Genomic DNA, 26,413 nt, shown 5'->3' with positions numbered 1-26,413 from the left:
CAGCGACGCCTAACCCTTCGCTGGAGCGGGACCTCCACCGGCATGGCACTTGGCCCCTCAGCTCAAACGTTAGGCCTTAGGAATCTACCGTGCTAAACGACGACGGTGACATTGTTGGGGGGCTCGGCTTCGTAGCGCTATACTCCGCATACTTGGAGGAGCAAATCGATAGTTTGCTGTTCATGCTGAACGCAGTGGAGGAATTCACTGAGGAAGAACAGCGGTGGCCGGTAAGTCGGAAAATTAAGAAGGCGAAGTCGGTCGCTGCCAAACTCGATTTCGAGGGCCGTGATGACCTAATGGCGGTTCTAGACAACGCAAAAAATGCCTTCGAGGACCGCAACAAAATTGTTCACGGGCGCATTTACGGCAACTTTGATAGGCCAGACACCTTGAAGTCTGGTAGGCCAAATATTCCCGATCAAGAAATCGCGTCCGATGAGCTCTATGCGTTGGCAAACTACTTTTCCGATTTCCAAGGAGAGGTACTCCGTCCAATGATTTTGAAAATTCCAAGGGCCTTAGCGGGCAATGGTTGAGCTAAGGCCTAACAACGCCATCAACGCGGACGGTCTTGGTCAACGCGTCCGGCGAGTCGCCCAAGCCTGCCGGTTATGGTGAACGTTAGACGCTATGCAAGGAGATCAAATGTCCGGTGAAACTACAGGTGCTGTACGTTTAATGCTTCGACTTGAGGGGCTGTGTGTTCTCCTCGCAGCGGTGCTTGCTTACTCGAAATTGGGCTTTAGCTGGGGTACGTTTGCATTGTTCTTTCTCACCCCGGACGTTTCGTTTCTAGGTTATCTCGCTGGGGCACGGGTTGGTGCCATAACCTACAATGCCGCACACTCGTATATCGGTGCGATTGCCTGTCTTCTCGTAGGGTTCCTCCTCCCTGCCCCTGTGCTTTCATGTGCGGGCGTCATATGGTGCGCCCACATTGGCTTTGACCGTGCTCTAGGTTACGGGCTCAAGTATTCAGTGGGGTTTGGTTTTACCCATCTCGGCATTATCGGTCGGTTTGCCAGGCCCGCTCCTAACCCTGCATTCGAGAGGGACGCGCCAAAAACGGCGCGCCCCTCAATTTGAACGTTAGGGGCTCACGCAGAAGGAAGCCTTATGTCCAGCCGAACTGAAAAGCTCCACACAATTACTAAGCGGCTTATTCTCATGACAGCCTGCGCTCTCGTGATAGTGGTTTCGATATTCGGGCTGTCATTCCTCTTTCACCAGCGACTCATGGTGTCGTGGTTATGCTTTGGTTGCGGACTACTTGGTGGTTTTGTAAGCATCCAGCAACGCCTGAAGAAGCTTGCCGATGAAGAACTTGAACTATTGTCCCGGTCATGGTTTCAGATTCTGCTAATTCCAATCTACGGTGGGATATTCTCTCTCGTTCTATACGTGGGCTTTTTGAGTGAAATCTTGAACGGACCACTCTTTCCTCATTTTGCATTTCCCCCATTTTCTGAGCCTCTACCAACAGCAGACGACCTGATCAGATTCATCAACTCTACCTATCCAGCATCAGGGCAGGATGTAGCAAAGCTTCTCTTCTGGGCATTTATTGCTGGTTTCTCAGAACGCCTCGTCCCACAGATTCTTCAGAAGAGCGAACAAGGGCTTTCCGACGAAAAGCCACACCCCTAACCATTCGGTCGAGAGGGAACCTGCAAGCTGCGCTTGCAGGTTCCCTCCGCGGCTACGCCGCTCCGGCGGCCCCTCACCTCAAACGTTAGGCGGCTGCAACAACTGTCACCGCCGATATCACGCGGCGAAATATCTGCGGGTCGTTTGCGACCTTTGCCAATAGGAGCGCCCCCTCCAGCAAGGCGAATATGTTCTTCGCTCGTTGCCGGTTATCACCCGCCGGAATTTCACCTGCCTGTTCCGCGCGGATAAGCGCGGCTTCGATGAACTGGCAGTGAGAGTCGAAAATCTTCTGCAACGCCTCTCGTATTTTCTCGTCCTGGCGCGCCATCTCCTGTCCCAAGTTGCCGAAGGGGCACCCTAGAACTCCTCCCTTTTCAGCGGAGACTTGGACCTGCAATTCATGAATTCTTTCAATCAGCTCACGAAGCTGAGTCAGGCCGCTCTCCGAGCCTGAAAAGACTGGCTCAAAAATCCCAGCTCTTGCGTGTTCCCAAAAGCTTTCCATGGCCGCAACCGCAAGATCGGACTTTGAGGGAAAGAAGTGATAGAAGCTGCCTTTCTTTGCGTTCGCACGCTGGCACAACTCATCAACCCCGGTAGCTTGGAAGCTGCGTTCCCACATCAGGGCGGCGGCTGTTTGGAGCAGACGGTCACGCGTATCGAGTGATTCTGCGGGTTTCATTTTGGGTTACCCCTAATTCTTGCTGAGTCATGGTGCAACGTTACCAACAGTTGACCGGTCTGTCTACTCTGCGCTAGTCTGTACCGACCGGTCTAGTCGGAGGGCTTGCCGGCATACTCAACTACATTTTCCGGAGAAATCATGAGCATCTTCACTCAACACTCAGACATGACCGCGCCGGCAGGTGCCGCCGAAGTTCTGGCGAAAGTCAAGGACCTCTACGGCTTCATTCCGAATCTGGGGGCCTATGTGTCCGAATCGCCTCTGGTACTCGATGCCGTACTTAACCTCGACAGGGCTTTCGACAAGGTTTCGCTGACGCCGCAGGAAAGACAGGTCGTTTTGCTTACCGTCAGCACGCTAAACGGGTGCAGCTATTGCAAGACGGTACACACCGCGTTGGGACGTAGGGCCGAAGTTGATGGCGCTGTCTTGAAGGCGGTTATTGCCCTTGAGCCACTGCCCGACCGGAAGCTCAATGCGCTGCGCGACTTCACTCGCAAGGTCGTGGAAGAAAAGGGATGGGTCAAAGAAGATGACGTGCAGAAATTCCTCATGTCCGGCTTTACCAAGGCTCAAGTATTTGAGGTGGTGATGGGGGTGGCCCTGAAAACGCTCACCAACTATAGCAATCACTTGGCCGGTGCCGTACCTAATCCCGAGTTCATTGCAATGGCGGAAGGCACGGCCTAATCCCCGAAGTATTTGCTGGCGCAATCGGAATACCGCTTGCGCCAGCTATTCCCTAACCGAACTCAGGAGCGCCGACGATGGCTGACAAAGAATGCGCACATGCTGGTCTTCCTCCGACCGGGGTACCATGTCCAAGCTGTAAACAAGGTACTTTGGAAGTCGCTCGGGGCCGTTTCGGTCCTATTTACAAGTGCACGTCCAAGGGGTGCGATTACTGGCTACCCGAGCGTCCAACGGGAAAAAGATGCTCGTTCATGCGCGACGGAAAGAAATGTGGTGCACTAATGGTCATGGGAACAAAAACCATCCCGGAGAGATGCAGTGACAAAACATGCCCAAATAGAAATCCGCACAAGCTGCGGGCATCCGCCTAACCGGACCGCCCGCAAGCTGCGCTTGCGGGTTCCCTCCGCCCTTTGGGCTCCGGCGGCCGGTTACCTCAAACTTAGCCATAAATTAGCGAATCACAACGCTATTTTTCCTGCGGAAGGTCGCCTGGCTTTGCGTTCAAGAACCAGTCGGGTGGAGACCAACTTCCTTGAATGTGCTTGTGTCCCCAAAGCGCCAGCTGTTGTAGTACTGGTAGCAAATCCGCCCCCTTGCGGGTCAAAGCGTATTCGTACCTTACGGGCTTCTCTTGATAAGGACGTTTTTCGATGATTCCGTCTCCTTCAAGTTTACGCAGGCGGTTTGCGAGAATATTTGTCGGAATGCTCTCTGGAGAATCCTGAAAATCCTTGTATTTTCTTTTGCCGATCATCAAGTCCCGAACGATAACTAGGCTCCACTTGTCACCCAGCAAATCGAGCGACGCAGCGACGGGACATTGAGAACGGAATGCGGGTACGTCAACTTCTTTGCTCATATCGTTACGCTACATGAGTCACTTGCAATATGCAAGTCTACATGTCATGATTCTGTCGCTTGCACTTTGCAAGCACCCATCTAATACGGAGATAAGAACATGAACACAGAGATAAATGCCTCAGTCGACATAAAAGGCGGCTGCCTGTGTGGCGCCGTACGATATGAAGTCACCGCAGCCCCGGCCATGACGGGGTTTTGTTACTGCGAAAGTTGCCGCAAGCTCAGCGGTTCAGGACATGCCTTTCACGCGCTGGTACCGGAAGCCGCAATGAGGATCAGTGGTAACGTCCGCGGATTTGAATGGAAGGCGGATAGCGGGAACAGCGTTATCACGAGTTTCTGCCCAACCTGTGGGAGTCCCTTGTTCGGAAAGAGTTCCGGCATGCCAGGCATGGTGACATTCAGGGTGGCGAGCCTGGACTCCCCTGCAGCCATATCGCCGCAAATGGCGATTTACACGAAGCGGTTGCAGGCATGGGATCACCTTGACCCGGCACTGCCTGCCTTCCAGGAAATGCCCCCCATGCCTCAAGAGGGGTAATCCGTGATGAATACGCACCAACATTCCGGTACCGCAAGTCTTGAAGACAGAATCCGGAACTCGCTCATCGGCTTGCCGGTTTCAGAGAAGCGCATGTTTGGCGGCGTAACCTTTCTGCTAAACGGCAACATGCTGTGCTGCGCTTCAAAGAAAGGCCTGATGGTTCGCGTCGGCAAAGATGCCGAACCGCAGGCACTTGCCAATGCCATGGCAAAGCGTTGCGACGGTGGCGGTCGTCCCATGCCTGGTTTCATATCGATTGAACCTGCTGGAATAAGCCAGGACAATGCTCTCGAAAGCTGGCTGCAAATGGCACTGACTTACGTTGGCACTCTACCCCCAAAGACAGAAAAATCCAAAATCAAGCCTCAATACTTTACCAGGAGAAACCAATGAAAAAGTTTATGTTCCTGCATTATGGATTTGAAAAACCCACCCCGGAAATCATGAAGGCTTGGCAGGCTTGGTTCGAGTCCATTTCAGACAAGCAAGTCGAGCGGGGCGGGTTCGCCGGTGGTCGAGAAATCTCAAAGAACGGCACCAGGGATCTACCCTGGAATATGGAGTCCATTACGGGTTACAACATCATCGAAGCAGAAAGCCTTGATGCCGCCGAAAAACTAGCCCAAAGCAATCCGTTTATTTCAAGTATTCGAATCTATGAGTTGAGGTAAGCATCACTGGCTAACAACGCCATCAACACGGACGGTGGAAAGCGGCGCTCCTTCGTCGCACCGCTTTCCACCGCCGATTATGGTGAACATTAGGCGCTTTACCCACCACAGTCGGAGATCTTAGTGAAGCAATCGCTCGGCCTCGTTTTCCTCGTTGTTCATGACTACGATGAAGCTATCGACTTCTTCGTCGGTACTCTCGGTTTCAGACTCGTTGAAGATACGTTCGTACCTGAGCAATCCAAGCGATGGGTTGTCGTCTCGCCACCTGGCGCAACAGAATGCCAACTCCTGCTCGCGCGCGCCTCAAGCCCAGACCAGGAAAGCCGCATTGGCGGCCAAACAGGTGGTCGGGTGTTCCTCTTCCTCTACACTGATGACTTCTGGCGCGACTATGAGTCCTATCGATCAAAGGGCGTCGTGTTCGTCCGTGAACCAAAGCATGAGTCGTACGGGACGGTTGCCGTGTTTCTCGATCTCTACGGCAACATGTGGGATCTTCTTCAGCCAACGGAATCGCACATCAGGCTTCGCAATGGCAGCGCCTAACAATTCATTCAAGCCGATGCCGCTTCACGGCACGGCATAACTCAAGCATTGAGGCCGTAGAAAACCCTCAACTCGAAAATTGAGCCCACGAACAATCAATCGGTTGTTTGCCCTAAAATGCTCGAAAATAGGGTCTTTCTACAGCTTCGTTAAGCGTCCAACACCAGTCGAGGTATCTAATGCCAACAGCCAGACCATTCCTCATGTTTCAGGGCGGCAGCGCGCAGGCTGCGCTTGACCTGTATTTCGCCACTTTCCCTGATTCCCGCATGGTGCGAGTCGAACACTGGACTCAAGGCGAGCCGGGTGCTGCCGGCACGATAAAGGTCGCCTTATTCACTATTTGCGGCCGCGAGTTCATGTGCTCGGATAGCCCGATAAAGCATGATTTTTCGTTCACGCCTTCGAGTTCCACTTTCGTGGAATTTGGTTCGGCAGCAGAGCTAGAGCAGGCATTTGAAACGCTGTCTGAGGGCGGCCAAGTCCTGATGCCTTTGGACAACTACGGGTTCAGCCAGCGGTTCGGCTGGGTCAATGATCGCTTCGGCGTATCTTGGCAGCTGAACCTTGCTGCCTAACACGGCACGCCAGCCGACCGTTTTGCCTCCGCTCCGCCGCGGCAAAACGTCGGCCGAGTTCAGGCGTTGGGCGGTATGAAGATCGAGCGGTTGGCCACTGCGCTGGATCCTGACTGGCTGCGCTTGCGCCTCGAGTTGTGGCCTGATGGGCGCGCAGACGAGCATCTGGACGAGATGGCCGCCTTCTTGGTAGAGCCGGAGCGCTACGCTCAGTTCATCGCCCGGTCAGCAGAGCAAGGAGCAGTTGGTTTCGCCGAAGCCTCCATCCGGACCGACCACGTGAACGGCACTAAGTCCGCGCCCGTCGCATTCCTGGAAGGTCTGTACGTGAGCCCAGGCGCCCGAAAACGAGGCGTGGCAAGAGCTTTGGTCGAAGTGGTGGCTCAGTGGGCCACTTCTAGAGGTTGCGTGGAGTTGGCTTCCGACACGCCCATCGAGAACGAGGTGAGTCAAGCCGTCCACCGCAAGCTGGGCTTCGCAGTGACGGAGCGAGTGGTGTACTTCAACAAGACGCTCAAACCCACGAATGCCGCCTTGCCCGCGCGGCCGGCCGTGGAGGGTCGCGTTAGCTCGAACGCTAGTGCGCGGAAGGAGATTCTTCGCGATTCTGAGTAAGATCGGATTCCAAGAGTTCGGACATAAATGGCCTGTCGATGCTCACAGACATCTTTGCTTATAGATACCTGGAAACTCCCATATGGGACGACTTCGACGAAAACGCGCGGAGATTGCTGGTTCAAGGGTTTCGAATCGTTGCCGAGCAACTGTTTCCCTACTACGACGCCAACGGCAAGGAAAAACCAGAAGCTAAGGTGATATGGGACGGCCTCAACAAGAGGCTAGCGATGGAGCTTGGCCTTAAGGATTTGTCCTCCCCGACTTATGGTTACTACACCGAGTGGAATGGGAATAAACACTGGACTAGCGGAACGTGGGCGAAAATCACGGTGTGCGAGAACTTTGTTCTTGCCGCATACGATGGTTCCGTGCCAGCCGATCAGTTTGTCAAGGAGCGCCTGAGCTTCATAGAACTAGCGTTCCGCCATCGAGAAGAACAGCTTTCAGCGCTCAACGCAAGCCTCGATAGACAGGTTCAAGAAGCTGAGCTAGAGGAGAAGCGGGGGCTGCATCGGGGGATACGCCTGCCCGGCAATCGAGCTGATGGACTTCGTGCGTGGAACAAAACTCAAAACGAGATGTTTCGGGCATCGTGCAACGAACTAAACGAGCGATTCCGTCGTTCTCGGGCGAAGCTTCACTATCACAATGGGTTCATTCAAATCTCGGAGGATGAAGTCATTGTGCGACACATAGAACAGCCGTTCTGGCTGTTGGTTGGCGATCCAATGTGGCAGAGCGTCGATCATGACATGAAAGAAGCTATTGATCTCCGGGATAGCGGAGGACGGGACCCGGCACTATTTGCGGCGAAGGCTCTGGAAAGCACCATCAAGATCATATCTGACACCAAGGGGTGGACCCGGGGTAACGAAAAAGGCGCGGCAAACTACATTGACAATCTTCGCGCAAAAGCAAATGGTGAGTTTATCAATGGTTGGGAGCGAGACAACTTGGTCGAGTTCTTCTCTAAGGTTCGCAATCCGTTCGGTCATGGTGCGGGGAGCCAACCAGTTCCAGAGCTTTCGCCCCCCCAAACAGATTGGGCAATTGAGTTTTGCATGATATGGGCGAAGAACTTAATTCGGCGGCTGTAATGAGCATCTCACGCCGCGCTCTAACAACAGCTTGCACACGGACACTTGTCCGCTGCCTCCCTTCGCTATCGCTCCGGTCGTTGCGGTCAAGTGCCGGTGAAGCTGGTCGTTAGGCGTCCCATCAACAAGATCAGTATGTTGAGCGATGAAGACCAAATCCGCGCGCTTGTTCAAACGTGGCAGTCCGCCACCAAGGCAGGCGATATAAAGACCGTGCTTGGTCTCATGACAGACGATGTTGTCTTTCTCGTTCCTGGCCGGCCGCCTATGCGAAAGGCGGAGTTTGCGGCCCTGTCACAGGTCCCGCCCGGCAGCCCTCGTCCGAAGTTCGAGGGCACGTCGGAGATTCAGGAGGTTCAAGTTTCTGGTGACATGGCGTTCGTATGGACCAAACTTTCTGTCGCGGTCACACCGCCAGGGGCGAGCCAGGCGATAGAGCGAGTGGGGTATACGCTTACGGTCCTGCGGCGTGAGCATGGCGAGTGGCTCCTGGCCAGAGACGCAAACCTCTTGTCACCAGTTCAGCGTTCTAGCACATGACGTCCAACCGATCGCTCCAACCGACGCGCTACAGCGAGCTTTGCCCGCTTCCGCGCGCGTGTGAGCTCAAACGTTAGGCTCAAGAATATGGCGCGAAGATACCTCACCCAGTCCGAAGCAGAGTCCGCCCTGAGTAGAGGGAAAGCAATTGAGTGCTTCCTCGGCGCTTGTGTCAGAGACGGGAAGCCAGGCATTCGGTGGCTTTCTGCGCGTGTCTCTAAAGAGGGCTTCACTGTCTCAGTCTATGAGAGCGCGAATATCGGGAGCGCAGAGTTTACTGACGTTTACGAATTCGGACCGCTCGACCCGGAACTTGAGTTTGAGGATCCGGTAGAAACGTTCAGCGCCGACTCCTTTTCCAAGCTTACCGCTGAGCTAGAGCGTCGGTTCTTTTGCTGCACAGAGCGCTTAGTGAACGAGTTCGTAATTCAAGATGAGTATGCAGACTATTTGGCGCAGAAGCGCTCGTAAGGTGGGGCCCAACAAGGCGCTCGAGGCGACGCCGCTAAGCTTTGCAGCTTTATCAGGCATCGTCATCGGCGCGCGTCAGCTTGGTCGTTGGGCGGCATGAACACACCGCGCGATCCATCGTCGAGCATTCGCTCGTTGTCGGGCAAATGCCTATGCGGTGCCGTCCGGTACACGGTCGAAGATAGCTTCTGCTACGCACTCAATTGCCATTGCTCGAACTGCCGCCGCGCTACTGGGGCTGCCTTCAAGCCGTTCGCGGGTATCGAGCGTGAGAAGCTCATCCTCAGCCAGGGGCCCGAATCCCTGCTCATCTTCGGAGAGGAACTTGCCCACGACGCACGGTGCGCGAAGTGCGGTTCCCTCCTTTATTCCGTGGTTCGAGAAGGTCAGTTCGTCCACGTACCGCTCGGGACGCTTTGCGATGAACCTACCATCCGTCCCTCGGCGCACATCTTCGTCGGCTCGAAGGCGCCGTGGTTCACCATCACCGACAGACTCCCTCAGCACAATGAGTTCGACTGAGAACCAAGGCGCCCGCATGCCGCCCGACCCTTCGTTGCACCCGATTCGCTACAGCGGGCTTCGCCCGCTTCCGCGAGCGGGTGAACTCAAACGTCGAGGGTGTAGAAAAACGCTCAACTCGAAAATTCAGTCCATGAACAATCAACGAGTTACAGACCCTAGAATGCGCGAAAAAAGGGTTTTCCACAGCCTCGATAGGCAGAAGGAAATTATGAAGCAGCTACTCGCTGTGGTATTTGTACTGTTTACATTTCGAGCCTATGCCGTTGGTTGGGAAGAAAGCGACAAAGTAGCTGCCATATTTAAAGGCTCCGGCGTGAACGGCACGTTCGTTCTCTATGATGTCACCGCGCAACGATTAATTGGCTACGGCAAAGCTCGCGCCGAAACACGTTTTGTTCCAGCCTCAACGTTCAAGGTTCCCCACTCGCTGATCGGACTCTCAGTTGGCGCGGTAGAGAGTGTTGACGAAGTCCTGCCTTACGGTGGTCACCCACAGCCGTTCAAAACCTGGGAGAAGGATATGGGATTGCGCGATGCGATTACCCTGTCCAATGTCCCGATCTACCAGAGTTTGGCCCGACGTATCGGCTTAACGCGCATGAGCGAGAATCTTTCGCGGCTTGATTTCGGAAATGGAGAAATAGGTACTTCCATCGATACCTTTTGGCTGAATGGCCCACTCAAAATCAGTGCAGTGGAGCAAACTCGTTTTCTTGCTAAGTTGGCTCAGGGGGCATTGCCGTTCCCCCGGTCGGTTCAGAAAAGCGTTCGCGAAATCGTTCTAATGGAGCGGGGAGAAAATTGGGCGCTATATGGTAAAACGGGTTGGGAAAACGCTCCTAACCGAGGTATTGGCTGGTGGATCGGGTGGGTACAAAAAGGCGATCGTGTATATGCGTTTGCATTGAATATGGATATTCAGCAAGCAACCGATGCCAAGAAACGTGTAGAACTGGGTAAAGCGAGCCTTAAAGCGTTGGGGATACTGTGACGACAAAACAGATGCCTAACAATCGCATGCACTCGGACAGCAAAAGGCGCCACATCGCTCTGCCTTTTGCTGCCGGTGATGCACAGCATTAGGCCACGCAAGCAGGACTATGCACTGACTCGTCGCACTCATGATTCACGTGCCTGTACCGTCAGAGGCTCGTACCTGGTATCAGCGGGCGTTCCCCGAAGCGGATCAGGTTCACTCCATCTCAGGACTCCAAGCGGTTCGTGTCGGCGATGTTCAGTTGGAGTTCGTGCCCTCCGACGAGAAGGTCTCCTCTGGTCCGGCGGGTACCGTCGCCTACTGGCAAGTGCCAGAGTTCAACGCAGCGTTGGCCGCACTCCAGGATCTCGGAGCCACGCTCTACCGCGGGCCGCTGAACATAGAGAATGGTCTCGTCATATGCCAAGTCCGAGCCCCCTGGGGCAACTGCATTGGCATCAAGGGCAAGAGAAGCTAGGCGCTCGCGCGGCGGTGGACTGCTCGTCTCACGTCAAGGCTGCTTTCGCCCGAACGCGTGGCCTTACCCTTCGCCAGAGCCGATCTCCACCTGCATGGCACTTGGCCCCTCGGCTCAAACGTTGGGCGTCATCGAAGCCATGGTTAAACGGCCGTGTCGAAATTGGACAGCACCGTTCGACTACGTAAAGAGCATTTCGCTCGCTTAGGAGATCACGATGAGTAAGGTACGCGTGCTGTGTTTCAGTCTTTCCCTTGATGGATTCGCCGCCGGGCCCGAACAGAGCCTCGAAGATCCGAATGGTATCGGGGGTCTGGATGTACACGAGTGGTTTTTCCCGACCGCAACGTTTCAGCAACTGCTGTACGGCAAAGAAACGGGCACAACCGGAATAGACAACGACTTTGCGGCGCGCGGCATCCAAAACATCGGAGCGTGGATTTTGGGCCGCAATATGTTTGGCCCGGTTCGCGGCCCTTGGCCAGACGAGCACTGGAAAGGCTGGTGGGGTGAGAACCCTCCGTTTCACACACCGGTCTTTGTGCTGACGCATCATGCACGCGCGCCCATCGCGATGGCAGGCGACACGACATTTCATTTCGTCACGGAAGGAATCCACGCGGCCCTAGAGCGCGCCAGAGCGGCGGCAGGTGGTATGGATGTGCGCCTTGGCGGTGGAGTGGCAACGGTTCAACAGTATTTGCGCGCGGGTCTAGTCGACGAACTCCATCTTGCTTTTGCGCCTGTTCTGCTAGGTTCAGGGGAGAACTTGTTCTCCGGCATCAACATGCGCTCGCTCGGCTATCGATGCGTGGAGCGTGTGGCTACCGACAAAGCAACTCACGTTGTCCTAAGAAAAACCTGAGTATCGAGATAATGCCGCCCAACAAGGCCCGTCGGCTGCACTTGGGCGTTAGCTGCAATCAAAAAGGAGACACGCCATGAAAATTACCGTTGAAACCACCGTAGCTGCACCCATCGAGGAAGTCTGGCGTGCATATACGACACCCGAGGACATCAAACAGTGGAATGCTGCATCCGATGATTGGCACACAACCGCTGCCACGGTCGATTTACGCGTTGGCGGTACCTTCTCCTCACGAATGGAGGCAAAAGACGGCAGCATGGGGTTTGATTTCGCTGGCACTTATACGAATATCGTGAAGCACAAATTGATCGAGTATTCCTTCGGCGATCGCGCAGCGCAGGTAGAGTTCGCTGATAGTCCGAAAGGCATTAAAGTACGCGTAACCTTCGATAGCGAGCCAACTCATTCTATCGAACAACAGCGCGAAGGGTGGCAAGCCATTCTTAACAACTTCACTCACCATGTTGAGGCAAGCAGGTAGTTTCTCGCGGCGCCAATCGCCGCCGACAACCCGTTTCGACACCGACTCGCAAAAGGGGCCGCCTCCCGCCCCTTTTGCTCGCGGGTTAACGCGAACGTTGATGCTGTAGAAAAACGCTCAACTCGAAAATTCAGTCCATGAATAATCAACGAGTTATAGACCCTAAAATGCTCGAAAATAGGGTTTTTCTATACCCTCGTTACACTTCGAGATCGTGTATGAGGAAAGTCGCCTTTTTTGGGATATTGCTGCTACTTTTCGGTAGGAATGCGGTAGCGGGGTGGTATCAGGTCACTAATTACATCGGCAAAATTGGTACGTACCCCATCCATTTTTCACTTCAGGAATACGACTTTGGCAGTGGCCTAGCCTTCCACGGGAGCTACTACTATGACAAGAACATTATTCCGATTCCGATCTACGGCAAACGCGGTAGCTCAGGCACTATTGAGCTTTGCGAAATTCATGACGAGACTGAATTTGATCGCATTATTGTTCAAGGTTCCCGATCTGGATTTGACACATCATCTTGCCAATTCAAGCTGAGCGCAGATGAGACTGGTGCTCAGGGAACATGGGTCAGTGGCGGAAAGAGCTACGATGTGAGCCTGCACCGAAACACTATTTTGGATGACAAGACCGGCGCGGGATTGACGAAAGGCAATATAGAAATCCCATTTTGGGGGCAAACCAAGAATCACGCATTCATTGGTGTTTATGAAGGTACCGAGTCCGGCGTGATTTTCAAAACGATCAAAGTGATAGACAAGCACACCCGAACCGTAACTCAGGAGTTTAATCCGCAAGACCACGACTGTTCATTCGGGTTCATCATGACGCCTATATACATGAATGTCGGGAGCTATAAATCTAAGGTAGAACAAATAACCCTTAGTTGTGACAGAAAAGACAGTGATTTTGCTTTTTACGTCTTCAATCAGAAATCCAAACAATTTGTATTTTCGCAGACGAGGTAATCCAACTTCCGGTCCCAGCTGCCCGGCAAAAGCCGCGTGGTTTCGGTGTTACGAGTCACTGTTTGGACGGCCGCTTTTGTGGTCGGATGAGTAATTCTTTAAGTCTGCCATGAAGAGATTGCTTGCGCTCTGTCTCCTCGGATCGCCGGCGAGCTTCTACGCCGCGGACTTTTGTGAACGCGATACAACAATCGATCCGGAGTTTCCTGCCGGTCTCGGTGGTTCCTACGAAATCGTCGGGAAGGACCCTCTTACGGGATCCGCCTATGCGGGATCGCTTATTGTCGATTACGGCAAATCCACCTATTCGCTCACCCGCTCGGCTCAGGATGATAAGGTCCATGGAAACGCTTGGATCGAGCGCTGCGGCGCCGACAAGATCGTCGTTTTGATCGCTCGCCACTACACCAAGCCCGCACCGTTGGATCTCAGATGTTCTCTCGGAGCAGATGGCGGCAACTATTATCGAACGACTTGTAGAACCCGTTACCTGGGCACCCACCGTTGGAGCGGTCTGGAAGCATGGTTTCAAGAACAGGAGTGAGCTTGCCTATCAACACCGTCAACACGGACGGCCACAAGCGATGCGCCTTCGGCGACGGTAAATTGATTCAAGCTTTCGTAGGTCGGCAATCCTTTGCCGACGAACCCGTTGGCCCAACGGCACCGTTGGGAAGGGATTCCCGACCTACGCGCGAATGCCCGTACAGTAGGTATGAAAATGCTCTAAGTACATTCAGGGAAGTCTTGCGGCATAGGCAACCTGCAGGACAACCCCGCCAATCAAGCCAATCAGTCGAGATTCCGCAAATATTTGCGGAATGTACTTAGCGTCATACGGAGAAAACGAGAATGCCGCTTTCTGACGATTCAAAAGCTCAGGCGGGCACGAGCAACGAATATCTTCTTGCGGTAACGGTCGGCGAACGCAAGCCTCTGAATAGCACCGTCTATCTGGCACCCTACGATCACTATTGGCCGAAACAGTTTGCGTTGCAAGCCAGCAGAATTCGTGACGCCCTATCCGAGAAGGTGCTGCTGCTTGAGCACGTCGGTTCCACATCGGTTCCGGGATTATCAGCGAAACCGCTCATCGACATGGTCCTCGCAGTGTCCGATTCCGCGGATGAATCGTCCTATGTCGCTCCGCTTGAGTCGCTCGGCTTTGTGATGCGCATTCGCGAGCCCGATTGGTTTCAACACCGAATGCTAAAAGCCCCGGAGCCTGACGGTAATCTTCACGTGTTCACTGTCGGATGCCCTGAAATCGATCGGATGCTGGCATTCCGGGATTGGCTCCGGACACATGATGACGACCGGAAACTCTACGAGGAGACCAAGCGTCAATTGGCAGCACGAATCTGGAAAGACATCCAGGACTATGCGGACGCAAAAACAGAGGTCATTCATGACATACTCGCTCGGGCACGGCGTTCACCATGAAAACCATAGCGACGTATTTAAGCTTGGATTGCGAGAGCGAAGCGAAACATAATCTAAGCTTATTCATTCGAGTTAGATGCCTTCCAACGGGCTTTGCCCGCTCCCAAGCGACCCTGAACTCGGGCATGTTAGAGGACATAATCGGAGTCCAGTCAAGTGAATGTATCTGAACAAAAAATATCGCCGTCAGCTATGGCGGCGGCGAAAAACGGAAACATCATCGAAGCCATTAAGATCGTTCGGGAAGATACCGGCCTGGATTTGAAACAGGCCAAGGAATTGGTTGAAAGAGAACTCAAGCATGATGGCCGGTCTTCATCATCTTCACCGCACTCGAGTATGCCGATCAATGCGCTTGTGGCATTGCAAAATGGTCAACTGATAGATGCCATTAGACATTACCTGGAACATAACAAAATTGGCTTGAAGGACGCGAAGGAAGCAATAGAAGACTACTTGGCAAAAAACCCATCGGTTCATCAACAGTTTAAGGCAGCCGCAGCTAAGGGGAGGAATCCTGTCGCAAGGATACTATGGGCAATCGTCGCAGTAGGCTTGATAGCCGTTGGAGGATACCTGGTTACCAAGAATTAACGCTTTAACCGGGAACCCAAGGTAACGAGCCTGACGAGAGCCGTTTGGAGAGTTGTTCTTATTTGCAGCTTTGGGTTTTTGAAGGATTTTCCCCGTCGAGCCCATTAGCTAACACGTTGACGTTTTATAAAACGTTTAACCCGCAAATTAAAATCATAAATAATCGATGAGCCCGCGCAGGGGCGCATTAGCTTAACCGTAACGCCCCCCCCTGCGCGAGTTCGGTCAATGGTCTTTGTCCGTTCACAGAGCCGATAGCGCCATATCCACCATCGACCACAACCCTGCCCAAGAGGTTTTTCATCGGCCATGGGCGATCAAGTCTATTGAAGCTCCTGTTCCGATACATTGGTCTAAGGGAGACGCGAAAACGCCGGACGCCGATCTACCGCCAAATTTCCCGCGAGTCTGCCCATGAACTCTGTACCTGCGACCAGCTATCGACAACCCATCGTATTTTTCGGCCACGGCAGCCCGATGAACACGCTACAGCACAATCGACATACCGACGCCTGGGCATCATTCGGAAGGCGGTTGCTGCAACACCCGCCGTCGTCCGTGCTCTGCATTTCGGCGCACTGGTATATCCACGGCACCGCTGTCACCGCAACGGCCGCGCCGCGCACGATCCACGATTTCGGCGGTTTTCCGAAGGCCTTGTACGAAGTGGAATACGCTGCACCGGGCTCCCCAGAGCTGGCACAACGCGTGGCGGAATTGTTGTCGCCGCTCGCCGTCGCACTCGATCGGAACTGGGGGCTGGATCACGGCACCTGGTCGGTGCTCACGCATGTCTTTCCGCAGGCGGAGATTCCCATCGTGCAGTTGAGCATCGATGCGAGCAAGCCGCCCCTGTTTCATTTTCAGCTCGGCCAGAAACTGGCGGCATTGCGCGATGAAGGCGTGCTGATCATGGGCAGCGGCAATACCGTGCACAATCTGCGAATGGTGAACTGGGACCATGACGCGCCCGCCCACGATTGGGCGCTGCGTTTCGACGAACGCGTGCACGATTGTCTCGTCAATGGGGACCATGCGTCATTGATCGACTATGAGCGACTTGCCCCCCAGGCTCTACTCGCCGTGCCGACGCCGGATCATTATTTGCCGCTGTTGTACGTCTTGGGCGCGCGCCAGCCTGGAGACGACCTCCAATTCATTACCGAAGGTCTCGAGCTGGGTTCGATCAGCATGCTGGCGTTTGCCTTTTCCTGACAAGCAATCGGGTGAATCGGTGAACACGAAAGGCATCGGCACGGCGGATTGGATGGAGCGTCAGCGAAACTTATCGCATCTTTAGCCGGTTTCTCGGGCGAATCTCGCCGGTTCGGTCGCTTAAGGCGGACCTGCCGGCAGCCTTTTCACGAAAAACCTGTAAACAAAAACTCACACGCCAAAACGGTCTCGCAAACGAACCCTTCCGCATAAGGTCCTAATTCACAGAAAACAACGCATAGTGTTGCAAAAAGCTATCGTGATCGTCTTACAGATGGCACAAGGACGCTAGAGCATTTTCCGATTCGGTGTCAGAGCGCCCGACAGGTAGGTCGGCAATCCCTTGCCGACAAAATCCTTTGCCGAGCCGATAAGTCGGCAAGGGATTGCCGACCTACGTTCTTCCCACCCGAACACGAATCCGTACACAGGGATGAAAAACGCGCTAGCTCATGAAACACGGAACCGCGCAAGAAGACGCATACCGAGAGAAAAGGCCAGGACGTATTGGGCGGCTTTTCAAAATCGGAGATTGATCGCGAATCGTTGTACCCAGTACACGGAAGGTGCTCTATGACGAAAACCGTTGAGATTTCATCGATTCACGAGAGGCCTGTAACCGAAGACGGCAAAAGCAAGAGAGTCGACATCGTTTACTTCAATGGTGGGGGCGCCCACAAAGGCGTAGCCATGGCTCTACAGGCCGAACTGCAACGCTCTCTTCCCGAAGCCGATGTTCGGGCGGTCAACACCGACCAGATTTTTTCTCACGTTTCTTTGTTGGATTGGCTCACCCGAGCGGGCATTAAGCTTTACAACACGGGTCTGCAATGGGAAACGATGATCGGTTTGCGGCAATACATCGCGCTCGGAAGGGGATTGATGACCTGGATGCAGCCAGCGGCCCCGCGCCTTGCCGCGTTTTGGAAACACGCAGCGCCGCATGTCGTGATCTCGACGATTCCTCTTTGCAATGGAATCATTTTCGCCGCCGCCCGCAAGAGCAACCCGGAAGTGCGTTGCGTGACGATTCCGGTCGATTTCGAAGAGTTCCATAGCCGGTACTGGTTCGACCCGGCCTTGATGTCCTACTACTTGTGCGGAACCGAGCGGCTCGTGCAGCAAGCCTTGCAAAGCGGCGTGCCGGAATCTCGTGTCTTTCCGCTCCGGGGTATGCCGGTTCACCCGTCTTTTCGCGAACCCGCCGATACCGACCCGGCGAATGCTCTCGAAGAATTGGGATTGCGAAGGGATCTTCCGACAGTCCTCGTTTTCTTCGGCGGGCAGGGCTCGAAATACATGGTCGATATCGCGCGGCGGCTGGATGCTTTGGCGACTCCCTGGAATCTGATCGCCATCTGCGGTTGTCACAAAGTGGCCTACGAGTCGCTGTGCCAGTGGCGATCGCGCAAGCCCAAGCTGATTGTGGGATACACCGCCAAAGTCGCGGAATACATGAGGCTTGCGGATGTCATGGTAGGCAAGCCGGGCCCGATCTCCATCCATGAAGCCATAGCCTGTCGCGTCCCGCTCGTGCTCATGGACAATCCGTCCATGCGCATACTTTTCGAATACAACATCCGTTGGGCAGAGGAAAACGGTATCGCTAAGCGGGTCCGGTCCCTGGCGGAAATTCCCGAGGCAGTACATGAAATCCTGGCATCGGACCGCTGGCATCGGAACGTGGCTCGCATAAACGTCGATGCCAATGCGTGCGTTGCTGCTTGTCTACGGCAATTGATGTAAGAGCGTTAGCGGTAGGATGGGTAGAGCGCCAGCGAAACCCATCGCTTCTTTAAGCTGCGCGGCTCGATCGAATAGAGCACTTTTATCTCACCCTTGGGCGCTGCCGTGAATATCACGTGTACGGGCGACCCGCCGGCCTCCTCTACTCCTGGCTTGTAAATACTCCGGCTCGAACTACATTTTTCAGTTCCGGAGATCGATACCTAATATCTCTCGCCAAGGAAACAAGAATGAGAATTGTCGACTTAATACACCTTCACGGGTTCGTTTATACGCCTGCTTAAGGTGCCTGATTAGAAAAGGAGTTTGAAATGGCTGCGGGTGGAGCGAATTTCTTACTGTTTGCCTTATTTAGTGGATTTGTAGCATTCCCATTTGGGTCGGCTATGGCAATTTTGGTGATGCGGCGTCGTGCAAAATTATCGGATCGAATCGCTTGGGGAATTGCGTCAGCCCTTCTTCCACTCTCCCTTATTTTTTTAGCACTCGCGTTGAGTCACCTGGAAACCATAAGAAACAATGCCATCATGGGTTTAACAGTGATGAGCCTGTTTGTAGTCGCACTTTTTTCACCTTTTCTCGTGCTGGAATTTTTTTTCCGCCGTTTTCCTTCCAAAAAGTTGGAGTCGCGTTAGCCATATGACTAATCGGAGACAGAGCAGGATTAAAGAACCTTTGCCTAACGAATGCTTCGAAAGGACGTGGCAAAGCGGCCGCGCCCCTCGAGCAAGTCGTTATATGACGAAACAACTTCATGATTGATTCAACCGCAGCCAAGAAGCTCAGAGCGCTGGTCGAGCGCTACAGGCTTGATGTGCCAGCCCCCGTAACCGGAAATTGGAAGCGGAAGAGTGACGGTGACCTATGGGCCTCTGTGATTGTACAAATAGCTGTCGTGGGAAGCGCTGCGTCTGGAACGGCACTGAATGAAGTCCTTTCAGACAAACAAGCTTGGTACGAGAGCCTTGTAACAAAGGCCCCGAAAGCTAGGTCCAAAGATATCCATCAGAAATTCCGAGAGGCGGGCGTGCGCTACTCATCAAGCGTTATCGATGAGTGTCGCAAAACTGCGGCAGCCGCCTACAACTTTGAGGTCCTAAAGGCCCATGGTGGACCGCGAGCCTATTTCACCAAGATTGCTGCGATTCCCGACGAACACTGGCGAATAGCGGTGGTCAGCGATGAGCTTTCCTACATCAAAAACAAAGGGGCGCGCGACCTTTTGATCGGCCTCGGAATGGTGGCCCGCGCAGTCGCGTTCGATAGCAGACTAATCAAGATTCTTGAACACATTGGGGTTCGGCTCCCCAAAGATCTGGCGACAAATAAGCCCAAGTATAAAGTGTTAGAGCGTGAGCTCTTGGACAAGGTCTGCGAGCCGTGTGGCATAAGTGGCGGGCATTTGGACCGAATCCTGTTTAATAAGTATGAAGACATAGTCGTGTAACAACTAGTTACACGCGGCCTACTACGCCAGCGCGTAAATCGGCACATTAGGCATCGAACCATGGTGACTTACCCGCAGGAACGAGCTCTCAGAGGCTCTCAATCTCGCGTCTGTACGGATACGCGAATCTAGCGGAGATGGAATAGCACACTGTGTCCTCGGCCCTCCCGTATGGACCCAATTCATATACCAACAAACCCTAACAAGAGGAGCCCCATGCCGGAGATTGAGCATCAATATCGTGGTGAAGCCGTATTCAACTTTGCAAACACGTTGAAGAATGCAAAGAATTGGTCCGGCGTTTCAGCGCAAGACATGGCCATCTACAACGCACTCGGTAAGGACTTGATGGAGTGCTTGTTCAAGACGGGCTCGCCTAACGCCTGGTTCGAGATTTCCGGAATCTATCGGCAAGCATGGCTCGATGAGATCAAGCGCCGGATCAGAGGCCGAGAACTCGTCCTGCTGACGAAGCAGGGCATCAACGACGAGACCCGGTTCATCATGAAGAACGGAGCACTCTACGGCGGCAGTGCGATGCCTACTTCTCTGCTTTTCTCTCAGTTCAAGTGCAATGAACACTTCCAGACCAACTACGGCGACTCGCCCGGCTGGATTGCCTCAAAACGAATAGTCGAAGTCGTGGCGGCGCTCCGTACGGAACCGGCAAAGAGCATTGATTTCCGAATCTCGGCCTCTTACCTGGGGGGTAAGTGGATTGCGTGGAACAATCGGGGATTCGCGACTCATTGCCTCGCCAACGTGATACCTATGCGGATCGTCCCGAATCCTTCGCCTTCGGAAGACGAACAGTTCCGGCTGAACGAAGTAATCGATGTAAAAACCTTCAAATATTCGACTTCGGTTCCGGAAAGCCGACGAACACCAAGTCACTGGGAACCGGGTGCGCCTTGTTCGGTAATCTCCATCGTGAACGGGGCTAACGGCACACAGGTTCTGTACACCATCAAAAACGGATTCCAGCGTGATAACGGAAACGAAACCGTTTTCAACTCCGTTCGCTGAAGCCTGCGTAGGATGGGTAGAGCGAAGCGAAACCCATCGCTTTCTGGCTGCTTGGCTGGCTCCTTGAGCCGGCTTGGCTTGCCGGAATGCGACGAATGGGGATGCAGTCGCTCGCAGCGTTCAAATTCCTGGTTGAAAACGGGACCCTACAAGGGCGATCATTCCGGGCTTCCGATGGCTCCGACCACATACTAACGGCAACTGAATCAACCCAACGAAACGACCAACGCTTCGCTGCACCGGACGGCAATTCCGCCGTGTTCCATAGCCGCCGGTGAACTTTGGCGTTGGGCATAAGGATACCTGCATGATTAGGCATCTCTCTATTGCACTGCTCGTGATTCCAGCGATTGCGCTCGCAGACAATCACCGCCCCGAGGACTGGCCAGAGGGCAGCGCGATGCACACGGGACGTTCCGCGCAAGTTAGTCTCGCCGCCGCTGATAAACGCCTCAATGAGATTTACCAGAAGCTGCTTCGATCCATGCCGGCAGATGAGCCGGACAATTTCCCAAAAACTGCACTCATAGCGGCACAGCGGGCCTGGATCAAATTCAGAGATGCGGAGTGTGCCCTGGTCGGTGAAACCGAGGGAGGTGTGCGCATGTGGAAGTCAGCATTCGACACGGCGTGCCAGTCCCAGATGACGGAGGAACGCGTTGAACGGCTGGAGAAGCTTCTTACCGGCTATGAAAATTAGAGCGTTTTCCGAGTCGGTGTAAGGGATTCGGATATGTAGGTCGGCAATCCCTTGCCGACGTATCGGCTCGGCGAAGGGCTTTGTCGGAAGGGCAGCTCTGGCGCTCCCAGAGATGCCGTTTGCGATTGGAAGGGTCGCGACTAAAGCGACCGTTTGCGATTGGGAAGGGATTGCCGACCTACGTTCTCCCCTCCTGGCACGAATCCGTACACCGGGATGGAAAACGCTCTCGAAGCAGCAGACAAATAGGGTCGATTCGCGATTGATGCTGGACTCGCCTGTCCCACGCTTTGCGGCGGAGCAGCCCGCAGTGGCGGATTGCAAGGCTGTTGTTCATCGGCGTTTCGCCTCCTTGAACAAGGCGGATATTGCAGCGCGTAGCAGTTTGAAGACGACTTCTTAGGACAACGATATTCACGAGTCCCGTTTAACCTAAAAACGGCGGTTGGACGTGCTCGAGTGTGCGGCGGGCGGGTCGGATGGCAAGGCGCGACGAGGCCGCGGGGTAGTCTCCCGCAACGAGGAGCAACACCGCCAGGCGGCCCGCCCGCCGTGCAATCGGGTGCGTAGCAACGTCACCCAAAGGGTGAGACCCCCGATGGCTATAAAGGGGTTCTCTCATAAGAGCTTATTTAGCCATCGAAGCGGTCAACCGCCGTTTTTAGGTTTAACCACGCTGATGGTGCCATCCCCTTCCATGTACGCTGCCTGTATCTGGGACAGGTCCGCTACCCCGCTCTCGCGGACCTTGCGCATCAGTTCCTCCTCGGTCAAGAACTCTCGGCGCAAGTTGCGATGCAGAATGCGCCCGTCCTTTATCAGTTCGAGTGCTTTAGGTGCCAGGACGCGCTCGATCCATCGGAACCGGTAAGCGGCCCAATCGAGCAGGAAATTCCAGAACACGATGGTGCTGATCAAAATGAGTCCGTCGGTGATGGACTTGTAGTCGGCCGCCATGGCGTTCTGTGCCGCATCGGCGATGATCACCACTACGATGAGGTCGCTGACGGCAACCGAGCCGATATCACGCTTGATGATCAGGCGGAAGATCAGGAATAAGAACCAGTAGACCAGCGTCCCGCGAATGATCGTCTCCGCGACGGGAGCGCTCGGGATGAAGAGTTCCGCCCAATCGATGTTGAGAAACGCGTCCACTGCTCGCTACCTCGTGACTGCTTTCCCCTAAATAGACTGCCGGAACCGGTAGCGAGTTTGTGAAAAGGTTAGAAAAAGCCGCTCGATCAGACGAGGGAGGAAAGATCCTTTTCGATCTGAGCGAACACCTCGTCCTGGCGTTTCATGTCTTGCGGCAATGTCTTGGCCGCCTGTTTCAGCGAATCGGTGAGATCCCTGGCCAGTTCCTCCGCGCCCGGCACGTTCTTCAGCAAGGCCGCGACCTCACGCTGCTTGAGCAGTTCCAGTTGGGCCTTGATTTCGCCGTTCTCGGCTTCCAGCCCCGCCGCCAAGCGGGCGCGATAGCCGGACACCGCCTCCCGGAGGCCGTCGATCAGATCGTCGCGCGGATCCTTGTTAGCCGCCGACGGCTTGGGCTTCACGCCCGACACTTCGGGGAGCCGCACCACCGCGCCCGGCTTGAAGGCGTCGGCGCGGGCAAGATGGGGGTTGGCCTTGAGCAGCGACGCCTCGACGGCCTTGCGCGTTTCCGGCGTGAGATTGGCGAAGAGGCGATCGGCCAGGGCACCGATATTGGCTTCGCTCCTGAGCGTAATGACACGCATGAATTCACTCCTTACCTAAATATGGACATTTAATGCGTTCCACGGTGCCGGCAACGCCGTTCCGTTGACCTCGATGGCACCGCTGGTCAAATTTCCGAGGACCGCAAAATTTCTCGCGGTCAGCGACAGGGTCGGAAATTCGGTCACGCCGACCAGACGGTTGTTGGCCACGCTCGCGTGATCGCAGCCGATGCGCCCGACCAGCGGCGCCGGTCCTGCGGTGACGACACTGCTCAGTTCGGCATCGTTCTGATCGAAGAGACAGCTCAGCACGTCATCGATTTCCACCAAAGGCATTACCGTAAGCGTCCCGCGCAGGCGGTTTCCCCTCAAGCTGGTATTGCCGCGCGCCAGGCTCGCCAGGATGCGCGCCCGAAAGGCGCTCAGGTAGAGGTAGCCTTCCTTCACGGGCAAGACCATCACCCCCGGCGCGGTCACCGTAGTCCCGCCCGCGGGTCCGCCCTGCGCCGCGCCGGACGGGGCGACGACGATCGCTTGCCAAGCGGCGGCACTCGTGGTTTCGGTCCCCTCCAGGCGCGCCAGCGAGTTGTCTTCCACCGCCAGTTGGCTGAAGCTGGCGCCCACCGCCAATCCCACGGTGCGCCCCAGGAAACTCTGGGGGCCGATGCCGAACATCCGGTTGCCCGCCACCCGCAGTTCCCCCGAAGCCACCGCCAGCAGTGCCGCGCGCAGCGGGCTCTGGTTGGCTTGACGGGCGACGCCGGCGAACAGGTTGTTGACCACATCGGCCCGCGCGACATCCGCCAGGAGCACGCCGAAAAAGGGCCGACCCTCCTGATTGAATCCCGCCCCCAGGTTCGAAAACTGGTTGTTTTCCAGGCACAGATAGGCGGCGCCGGCCTTGCGCTCCATGACCAGCGCGCCGAGTCCCGTGTCCTCGATGACGTTGGACTTGATCATGGCCCTGCCCAGCGTTTGGCGGATCGCCAGGCCGTTGCCGCGTAGTCCGCGAATCCGGTTGCCGTGGATCATGACCCGATCGATGGAAACCTTGTCCAGGCCGGGTTCCAGCACGATGCCGTCCGCCGCCGCCTCGCCCGAGCCCACGATCTCGTTGTCGACGATGCGCAAGCCGCCGGTGCCTGCGACCACCCCGGCGCCGGTGATGTGCATGAGGTTGCCGGCGATGGCGATGCTCGCCGCCGGCAGCGCTCCGCCCGTCACCACGACGCCCGCCTGGGAGCAACGCAGTAACAGGTTGCCCGCCAAGCGCAATTCGCCGTAATGGAGGCTCATGCCGGCGAAGCTCACTCCCCGCTGGCTGCACAGGAACACGTTGTCGGTCACCCGGCATTGCCCGGTAAGCAGATAATTGCGCTCCCCGGTCAGGGCCACCACGCCCTGCTCGGCGACCAGGGTGCAATCGCGGATCGACGCGGCGAGCACCGAGCCCGAGAGGCCCACCGCGGCGGAGGTCGCATCGCCGGCCGCCACGCCGAGCACGGCCAGATGCACCAGGTGCAGGTCGATGCAGGCCGCAACCTCGATCAGCGCGGTTGTGCCCCCGCCGGCGGCCGCCCCGACCAGGGCCAGGTTCTCGACGGTCACGCCGATGCCCTGGGCGATCCGCATCAGGGGCCCGGCGGCGGCCCCCTGCAGAAGAGTCTGCCATCCCTGACCGCGAATCCTCAGGGAACGGACGCCTTCCAGGTTGAGCGGCGCGTCCAGCCGGTAAGTCCCGGTATCCAGACAGATGGTGCCGCCGCGCTGGCGGATGCTGTCGATGGCTTGCTGGATCGTCGCGGTGCCCGCGTTATGTCCCTCGGGGTGGACGCACACGGTGCAGTCGCAGCTCTCGCCCACCGCTTCGGGCGGCCAGAATACCCGGCAATCGGTCTCGCTATCGGGCAGGGTTACCACCGCGAGCCGGGCATAATGGTGATGAATTCCCCGGGGCGGGGCATGGTCCAGCGGCTCGATGCTGCCGTCCGCCACCCGCGCCGCGAACACCCAGTAATCGCCGGCCCGGTATTCGCCGCCCGCCGGGTCCAGGTCGAATTCGACGAGAATGCCGTTCTCCAGCGCCAGCCGGGTTCCCGCGGGCGGCAGCGGAATGCCGTCCGAGCTCGCCGAGGCGTTCAGATCGTGGAAGGTGGAACCGTCGGCGCGACGCACCAGCCCCGACTGATCCCAGCGGCGGATGCGGGTATGACGGGTAGCGTTGGTGCGGCCCTGGGCGTCGACGGGAAAGAGTCCCGCGGGCAGCGCGTCTTCGAGCAAAATCGAGCGGGTGGCGGCGTCCACTCCGTCGCCGGACCGGATGCGCCGCAGCAGGCCGGGTCTCCCGTGCAACTCGTGCCAGTCGTCCAGGATTTCGATCCAGTCTCCGGCATGAAAGCCGAGCACTTCGTCACGGCCGACGCTATCCACCACCAGCCGGTTGCCGCCCTGGATCTCGATGACTCGGGTAGCGACCGTGGCATTATCGCGGGACCACTTGAAGGTGGCCGTTCCCTGCCCGCCACCGCGATGAATCTCCACCCGGTACAGCTGGTTCTCCAGGCCCTTGTAGCCCGCGGTGGGCGGTACCAGGCACGGATCGGGATCGCCCGGCACATCCCCCGTGGAATTGGTGAGCCGGCCCGCCGAGGGCCGGATGACCGCCGCCCAGCCGGGCACCTCGCCGTCCGGCGTGGCGCAATTGGCGTTGTCGATGCCGGCCAGCACCTTCACCTGCCAGACGGTTTGCAGGCGCGCCGTGGTGTCCACTCCCACCGCCTTCTCGACCAAGGGCGGTTCCTGCAAGTGGGTGACCTCGCGCTGCCAGACGTCGAGATACACCAGGTGCGGCCCCCCCGTGAGCACCGGACGGTTGAAGATATCGGCAGGCGCGGCCTGATCGGTCGCGTTGAACGGCAGGTACGGCTGCCCGAAAAACGGCACGTCGCCGGTGCCGGTGAGTTCGGCGAGCGTGGCGTCCCACCGCGCGGGCTGTGCGCCGTGATTCTCCGCCAGCAGGCCGTCCACATACAGGCGTCCCGGACCTATGGTCAACGCCCCGGCGGTGGCGAGGATGCGGAAGCCGTTGGGCGTGGTGCGGGGCACCACCGCGCGGCCCACGGTATCCAGCGTCCCGGCCTGGAGGCGGCGCGCGAGCTCCGCCACCCACTCGTTCCAGTCGGAATCCAGTTGCACCCTCCCCTGTTGCATCACCACCCCGAAGAAATCCTTCCACGGGTGAAAACTGAAACGGCTGCAGTCGAAGCTCATGGCT

The 26,413-nt window shown here is 56.0% G+C and carries 31 protein-coding genes and 1 pseudogene; 27 read left to right on the top strand and 5 right to left on the bottom strand.

From position 1 onward, the window contains the following. The first annotated feature begins 89 nt into the window (after nucleotides 1–89). The 3 genes from ACR2R1_RS18325 (at nucleotide 90) to ACR2R1_RS18315 (ending at nucleotide 1,650) form a co-directional block, all read left to right on the top strand. Nucleotides 90–539 carry a hypothetical protein gene (locus tag ACR2R1_RS18325; protein WP_077730023.1) on the top strand — a complete coding sequence of 150 codons (450 nt, stop codon included), beginning with the start codon at nucleotides 90–92 and terminating at the stop codon, nucleotides 537–539. A 94-nt stretch (nucleotides 540–633) separates the two neighbouring features. After that, complete coding sequence (locus tag ACR2R1_RS18320; protein ID WP_346425841.1) at nucleotides 634–1,089, top strand: DUF4260 domain-containing protein; 456 nt, start codon at nucleotides 634–636, stop codon at nucleotides 1,087–1,089. Between the two features lie 30 nt (nucleotides 1,090–1,119). Continuing rightward, the gene (locus ACR2R1_RS18315; protein ID WP_077730021.1) at nucleotides 1,120–1,650 is read left to right on the top strand and encodes a hypothetical protein; all 531 of its coding nucleotides are present in this window, start codon (nucleotides 1,120–1,122) and stop codon (nucleotides 1,648–1,650) included. 85 nt (nucleotides 1,651–1,735) lie between these two features. Here the strand turns inward: ACR2R1_RS18315 and ACR2R1_RS18310 are convergent, their stop codons facing one another. Further along, nucleotides 1,736–2,335 (bottom strand): TetR/AcrR family transcriptional regulator, encoded by a 600-nt coding sequence (locus ACR2R1_RS18310; protein WP_133718439.1) that lies wholly within the window; start codon nucleotides 2,333–2,335, stop codon nucleotides 1,736–1,738. A 141-nt stretch (nucleotides 2,336–2,476) separates the two neighbouring features. Here ACR2R1_RS18310 and ACR2R1_RS18305 point away from each other — a divergent pair, with 141 nt between their 5' ends. Further along, nucleotides 2,477–3,028: a carboxymuconolactone decarboxylase family protein gene (locus ACR2R1_RS18305; RefSeq protein ID WP_434111330.1), complete on the top strand. Its 552-nt coding sequence runs from the start codon at nucleotides 2,477–2,479 to the stop codon at nucleotides 3,026–3,028. Between the two features lie 472 nt (nucleotides 3,029–3,500). On the opposite strand, the gene ACR2R1_RS18300 is transcribed toward ACR2R1_RS18305, so the two are convergent. Beyond that, nucleotides 3,501–3,893, bottom strand: coding sequence for a winged helix-turn-helix transcriptional regulator (locus ACR2R1_RS18300; protein ID WP_434111329.1), 393 nt, complete (start codon nucleotides 3,891–3,893; stop codon nucleotides 3,501–3,503). A gap of 99 nt (nucleotides 3,894–3,992) precedes the next feature. Here ACR2R1_RS18300 and ACR2R1_RS18295 point away from each other — a divergent pair, with 99 nt between their 5' ends. The 23 genes and pseudogenes from ACR2R1_RS18295 to ACR2R1_RS18185 all read left to right on the top strand — a co-directional run bounded on the left by ACR2R1_RS18295 (nucleotide 3,993) and on the right by ACR2R1_RS18185 (nucleotide 21,439). Continuing rightward, nucleotides 3,993–4,436, top strand: a complete 444-nt coding sequence (locus tag ACR2R1_RS18295) for a GFA family protein (protein ID WP_077730016.1) — start codon at nucleotides 3,993–3,995, stop codon at nucleotides 4,434–4,436. A 6-nt stretch (nucleotides 4,437–4,442) separates the two neighbouring features. Further along, a complete protein-coding gene (locus ACR2R1_RS18290; RefSeq protein WP_434111326.1) occupies nucleotides 4,443–4,832 on the top strand; it encodes a TfoX/Sxy family protein in 390 nt (129 codons plus the stop codon). Continuing rightward, nucleotides 4,829–5,110: a hypothetical protein gene (locus ACR2R1_RS18285; RefSeq protein ID WP_434111324.1), complete on the top strand. Its 282-nt coding sequence runs from the start codon at nucleotides 4,829–4,831 to the stop codon at nucleotides 5,108–5,110. The genes ACR2R1_RS18290 and ACR2R1_RS18285 overlap by 4 nt, the downstream gene beginning before the upstream one ends. A 123-nt stretch (nucleotides 5,111–5,233) precedes the next feature. Next, nucleotides 5,234–5,659: a VOC family protein gene (locus ACR2R1_RS18280; protein ID WP_434111322.1), complete on the top strand. Its 426-nt coding sequence runs from the start codon at nucleotides 5,234–5,236 to the stop codon at nucleotides 5,657–5,659. A gap of 179 nt (nucleotides 5,660–5,838) precedes the next feature. Beyond that, entirely contained in the window at nucleotides 5,839–6,237 is a 399-nt protein-coding gene (locus tag ACR2R1_RS18275; protein ID WP_434111320.1) for a VOC family protein, read from the top strand. Nucleotides 6,238–6,312: 75 nt separating this feature from the next. Then, nucleotides 6,313–6,753: pseudogene (aac(6'), locus tag ACR2R1_RS18270) on the top strand (aminoglycoside 6'-N-acetyltransferase); the annotation flags it as partial. 137 nt (nucleotides 6,754–6,890) lie between these two features. Continuing rightward, nucleotides 6,891–7,952 (top strand): AbiJ-NTD4 domain-containing protein, encoded by a 1,062-nt coding sequence (locus ACR2R1_RS18265; protein ID WP_086135729.1) that lies wholly within the window; start codon nucleotides 6,891–6,893, stop codon nucleotides 7,950–7,952. A 135-nt stretch (nucleotides 7,953–8,087) separates the two neighbouring features. Further along, a complete protein-coding gene (locus ACR2R1_RS18260) occupies nucleotides 8,088–8,492 on the top strand; it encodes an SgcJ/EcaC family oxidoreductase (protein WP_077730077.1) in 405 nt (134 codons plus the stop codon). Between the two features lie 567 nt (nucleotides 8,493–9,059). Then, nucleotides 9,060–9,485, top strand: a complete 426-nt coding sequence (locus ACR2R1_RS18255) for a GFA family protein (RefSeq protein ID WP_077730010.1) — start codon at nucleotides 9,060–9,062, stop codon at nucleotides 9,483–9,485. 211 nt (nucleotides 9,486–9,696) lie between these two features. Further along, the gene (gene blaOXA, locus ACR2R1_RS18250; protein ID WP_077730076.1) at nucleotides 9,697–10,479 is read left to right on the top strand and encodes a class D beta-lactamase; all 783 of its coding nucleotides are present in this window, start codon (nucleotides 9,697–9,699) and stop codon (nucleotides 10,477–10,479) included. Nucleotides 10,480–10,618: 139 nt separating this feature from the next. Continuing rightward, nucleotides 10,619–10,942, top strand: a complete 324-nt coding sequence (locus ACR2R1_RS18245; RefSeq protein ID WP_208110192.1) for a hypothetical protein — start codon at nucleotides 10,619–10,621, stop codon at nucleotides 10,940–10,942. 217 nt (nucleotides 10,943–11,159) lie between these two features. Then, on the top strand, nucleotides 11,160–11,807 hold the full coding sequence (locus tag ACR2R1_RS18240) for a dihydrofolate reductase family protein (protein WP_077730008.1): 648 nt from the start codon (nucleotides 11,160–11,162) through the stop codon (nucleotides 11,805–11,807). A gap of 76 nt (nucleotides 11,808–11,883) precedes the next feature. Beyond that, on the top strand, nucleotides 11,884–12,291 hold the full coding sequence (locus ACR2R1_RS18235; protein ID WP_077730007.1) for an SRPBCC family protein: 408 nt from the start codon (nucleotides 11,884–11,886) through the stop codon (nucleotides 12,289–12,291). Nucleotides 12,292–12,509: 218 nt separating this feature from the next. Then, nucleotides 12,510–13,268 carry a hypothetical protein gene (locus tag ACR2R1_RS18230; protein ID WP_086135723.1) on the top strand — a complete coding sequence of 253 codons (759 nt, stop codon included), beginning with the start codon at nucleotides 12,510–12,512 and terminating at the stop codon, nucleotides 13,266–13,268. A gap of 109 nt (nucleotides 13,269–13,377) precedes the next feature. Continuing rightward, nucleotides 13,378–13,812, top strand: coding sequence for a hypothetical protein (locus ACR2R1_RS18225; protein ID WP_434111316.1), 435 nt, complete (start codon nucleotides 13,378–13,380; stop codon nucleotides 13,810–13,812). 308 nt (nucleotides 13,813–14,120) lie between these two features. After that, nucleotides 14,121–14,711, top strand: coding sequence for a GrpB family protein (locus ACR2R1_RS18220; RefSeq protein WP_086135721.1), 591 nt, complete (start codon nucleotides 14,121–14,123; stop codon nucleotides 14,709–14,711). A 156-nt stretch (nucleotides 14,712–14,867) separates the two neighbouring features. Beyond that, the gene (locus tag ACR2R1_RS18215) at nucleotides 14,868–15,305 is read left to right on the top strand and encodes a hypothetical protein (RefSeq protein ID WP_434111314.1); all 438 of its coding nucleotides are present in this window, start codon (nucleotides 14,868–14,870) and stop codon (nucleotides 15,303–15,305) included. Between the two features lie 414 nt (nucleotides 15,306–15,719). Beyond that, nucleotides 15,720–16,520, top strand: coding sequence for a 4,5-DOPA dioxygenase extradiol (gene ygiD, locus ACR2R1_RS18210; RefSeq protein WP_434111311.1), 801 nt, complete (start codon nucleotides 15,720–15,722; stop codon nucleotides 16,518–16,520). 573 nt (nucleotides 16,521–17,093) lie between these two features. Next, a complete protein-coding gene (locus tag ACR2R1_RS18205; RefSeq protein WP_434111309.1) occupies nucleotides 17,094–18,266 on the top strand; it encodes an MGDG synthase family glycosyltransferase in 1,173 nt (390 codons plus the stop codon). A gap of 311 nt (nucleotides 18,267–18,577) precedes the next feature. After that, entirely contained in the window at nucleotides 18,578–18,901 is a 324-nt protein-coding gene (locus ACR2R1_RS18200) for a hypothetical protein (RefSeq protein WP_434111307.1), read from the top strand. Nucleotides 18,902–19,020: 119 nt separating this feature from the next. After that, on the top strand, nucleotides 19,021–19,713 hold the full coding sequence (locus tag ACR2R1_RS18195; RefSeq protein WP_434111305.1) for a hypothetical protein: 693 nt from the start codon (nucleotides 19,021–19,023) through the stop codon (nucleotides 19,711–19,713). A gap of 216 nt (nucleotides 19,714–19,929) precedes the next feature. After that, on the top strand, nucleotides 19,930–20,739 hold the full coding sequence (locus ACR2R1_RS18190) for a hypothetical protein (RefSeq protein WP_434111303.1): 810 nt from the start codon (nucleotides 19,930–19,932) through the stop codon (nucleotides 20,737–20,739). A 307-nt stretch (nucleotides 20,740–21,046) separates the two neighbouring features. Further along, nucleotides 21,047–21,439 carry a lysozyme inhibitor LprI family protein gene (locus ACR2R1_RS18185; protein ID WP_077729997.1) on the top strand — a complete coding sequence of 131 codons (393 nt, stop codon included), beginning with the start codon at nucleotides 21,047–21,049 and terminating at the stop codon, nucleotides 21,437–21,439. Nucleotides 21,440–22,087: 648 nt separating this feature from the next. Here ACR2R1_RS18185 and ACR2R1_RS18180 read toward each other — a convergent pair. From ACR2R1_RS18180 to ACR2R1_RS18170, 3 genes are all read right to left on the bottom strand, one after another. Continuing rightward, a complete protein-coding gene (locus ACR2R1_RS18180) occupies nucleotides 22,088–22,594 on the bottom strand; it encodes a YetF domain-containing protein (protein WP_086134071.1) in 507 nt (168 codons plus the stop codon). A gap of 86 nt (nucleotides 22,595–22,680) precedes the next feature. After that, nucleotides 22,681–23,178: a hypothetical protein gene (locus ACR2R1_RS18175; RefSeq protein ID WP_434111301.1), complete on the bottom strand. Its 498-nt coding sequence runs from the start codon at nucleotides 23,176–23,178 to the stop codon at nucleotides 22,681–22,683. Nucleotides 23,179–23,193: 15 nt separating this feature from the next. Beyond that, the gene (locus tag ACR2R1_RS18170; protein ID WP_434111299.1) at nucleotides 23,194–26,409 is read right to left on the bottom strand and encodes a DUF6519 domain-containing protein; all 3,216 of its coding nucleotides are present in this window, start codon (nucleotides 26,407–26,409) and stop codon (nucleotides 23,194–23,196) included. Between the last annotated feature and the right edge of the window lie 4 nt (nucleotides 26,410–26,413).

The sequence above is a fragment of the Methylocaldum sp. GT1TLB genome, assembly GCF_051027445.1.
Classification (GTDB): domain Bacteria; phylum Pseudomonadota; class Gammaproteobacteria; order Methylococcales; family Methylococcaceae; genus Methylocaldum.
This window is presented reverse-complemented; position numbering and strand designations above follow the sequence as displayed.

Excerpts from the sequence above, each read along its gene's own strand:
- ACR2R1_RS18320 (WP_346425841.1), top strand. The coding sequence starts at position 634 with ATGCAAGGAGATCAAATGTCCGGTGAAACTACAGGTGCTGTACGTTTA.
- ACR2R1_RS18315 (WP_077730021.1), top strand. The coding sequence starts at position 1,120 with ATGTCCAGCCGAACTGAAAAGCTCCACACAATTACTAAGCGGCTTATT.
- ACR2R1_RS18310 (WP_133718439.1), bottom strand. The coding sequence starts at position 2,335 with ATGAAACCCGCAGAATCACTCGATACGCGTGACCGTCTGCTCCAAACA.
- ACR2R1_RS18305 (WP_434111330.1), top strand. The coding sequence starts at position 2,477 with ATGAGCATCTTCACTCAACACTCAGACATGACCGCGCCGGCAGGTGCC.
- ACR2R1_RS18300 (WP_434111329.1), bottom strand. The coding sequence starts at position 3,893 with ATGAGCAAAGAAGTTGACGTACCCGCATTCCGTTCTCAATGTCCCGTC.
- ACR2R1_RS18295 (WP_077730016.1), top strand. The coding sequence starts at position 3,993 with ATGAACACAGAGATAAATGCCTCAGTCGACATAAAAGGCGGCTGCCTG.
- ACR2R1_RS18290 (WP_434111326.1), top strand. The coding sequence starts at position 4,443 with ATGAATACGCACCAACATTCCGGTACCGCAAGTCTTGAAGACAGAATC.
- ACR2R1_RS18285 (WP_434111324.1), top strand. The coding sequence starts at position 4,829 with ATGAAAAAGTTTATGTTCCTGCATTATGGATTTGAAAAACCCACCCCG.
- ACR2R1_RS18275 (WP_434111320.1), top strand. The coding sequence starts at position 5,839 with ATGCCAACAGCCAGACCATTCCTCATGTTTCAGGGCGGCAGCGCGCAG.
- ACR2R1_RS18265 (WP_086135729.1), top strand. The coding sequence starts at position 6,891 with ATGCTCACAGACATCTTTGCTTATAGATACCTGGAAACTCCCATATGG.
- ACR2R1_RS18260 (WP_077730077.1), top strand. The coding sequence starts at position 8,088 with ATGTTGAGCGATGAAGACCAAATCCGCGCGCTTGTTCAAACGTGGCAG.
- ACR2R1_RS18255 (WP_077730010.1), top strand. The coding sequence starts at position 9,060 with ATGAACACACCGCGCGATCCATCGTCGAGCATTCGCTCGTTGTCGGGC.
- blaOXA (WP_077730076.1), top strand. The coding sequence starts at position 9,697 with ATGAAGCAGCTACTCGCTGTGGTATTTGTACTGTTTACATTTCGAGCC.
- ACR2R1_RS18240 (WP_077730008.1), top strand. The coding sequence starts at position 11,160 with ATGAGTAAGGTACGCGTGCTGTGTTTCAGTCTTTCCCTTGATGGATTC.
- ACR2R1_RS18235 (WP_077730007.1), top strand. The coding sequence starts at position 11,884 with ATGAAAATTACCGTTGAAACCACCGTAGCTGCACCCATCGAGGAAGTC.
- ACR2R1_RS18230 (WP_086135723.1), top strand. The coding sequence starts at position 12,510 with ATGAGGAAAGTCGCCTTTTTTGGGATATTGCTGCTACTTTTCGGTAGG.
- ACR2R1_RS18225 (WP_434111316.1), top strand. The coding sequence starts at position 13,378 with ATGAAGAGATTGCTTGCGCTCTGTCTCCTCGGATCGCCGGCGAGCTTC.
- ACR2R1_RS18220 (WP_086135721.1), top strand. The coding sequence starts at position 14,121 with ATGCCGCTTTCTGACGATTCAAAAGCTCAGGCGGGCACGAGCAACGAA.
- ygiD (WP_434111311.1), top strand. The coding sequence starts at position 15,720 with ATGAACTCTGTACCTGCGACCAGCTATCGACAACCCATCGTATTTTTC.
- ACR2R1_RS18205 (WP_434111309.1), top strand. The coding sequence starts at position 17,094 with ATGACGAAAACCGTTGAGATTTCATCGATTCACGAGAGGCCTGTAACC.
- ACR2R1_RS18200 (WP_434111307.1), top strand. The coding sequence starts at position 18,578 with ATGGCTGCGGGTGGAGCGAATTTCTTACTGTTTGCCTTATTTAGTGGA.
- ACR2R1_RS18195 (WP_434111305.1), top strand. The coding sequence starts at position 19,021 with ATGATTGATTCAACCGCAGCCAAGAAGCTCAGAGCGCTGGTCGAGCGC.
- ACR2R1_RS18190 (WP_434111303.1), top strand. The coding sequence starts at position 19,930 with ATGCCGGAGATTGAGCATCAATATCGTGGTGAAGCCGTATTCAACTTT.
- ACR2R1_RS18185 (WP_077729997.1), top strand. The coding sequence starts at position 21,047 with ATGATTAGGCATCTCTCTATTGCACTGCTCGTGATTCCAGCGATTGCG.
- ACR2R1_RS18175 (WP_434111301.1), bottom strand. The coding sequence starts at position 23,178 with ATGCGTGTCATTACGCTCAGGAGCGAAGCCAATATCGGTGCCCTGGCC.
- ACR2R1_RS18170 (WP_434111299.1), bottom strand. The coding sequence starts at position 26,409 with ATGAGCTTCGACTGCAGCCGTTTCAGTTTTCACCCGTGGAAGGATTTC.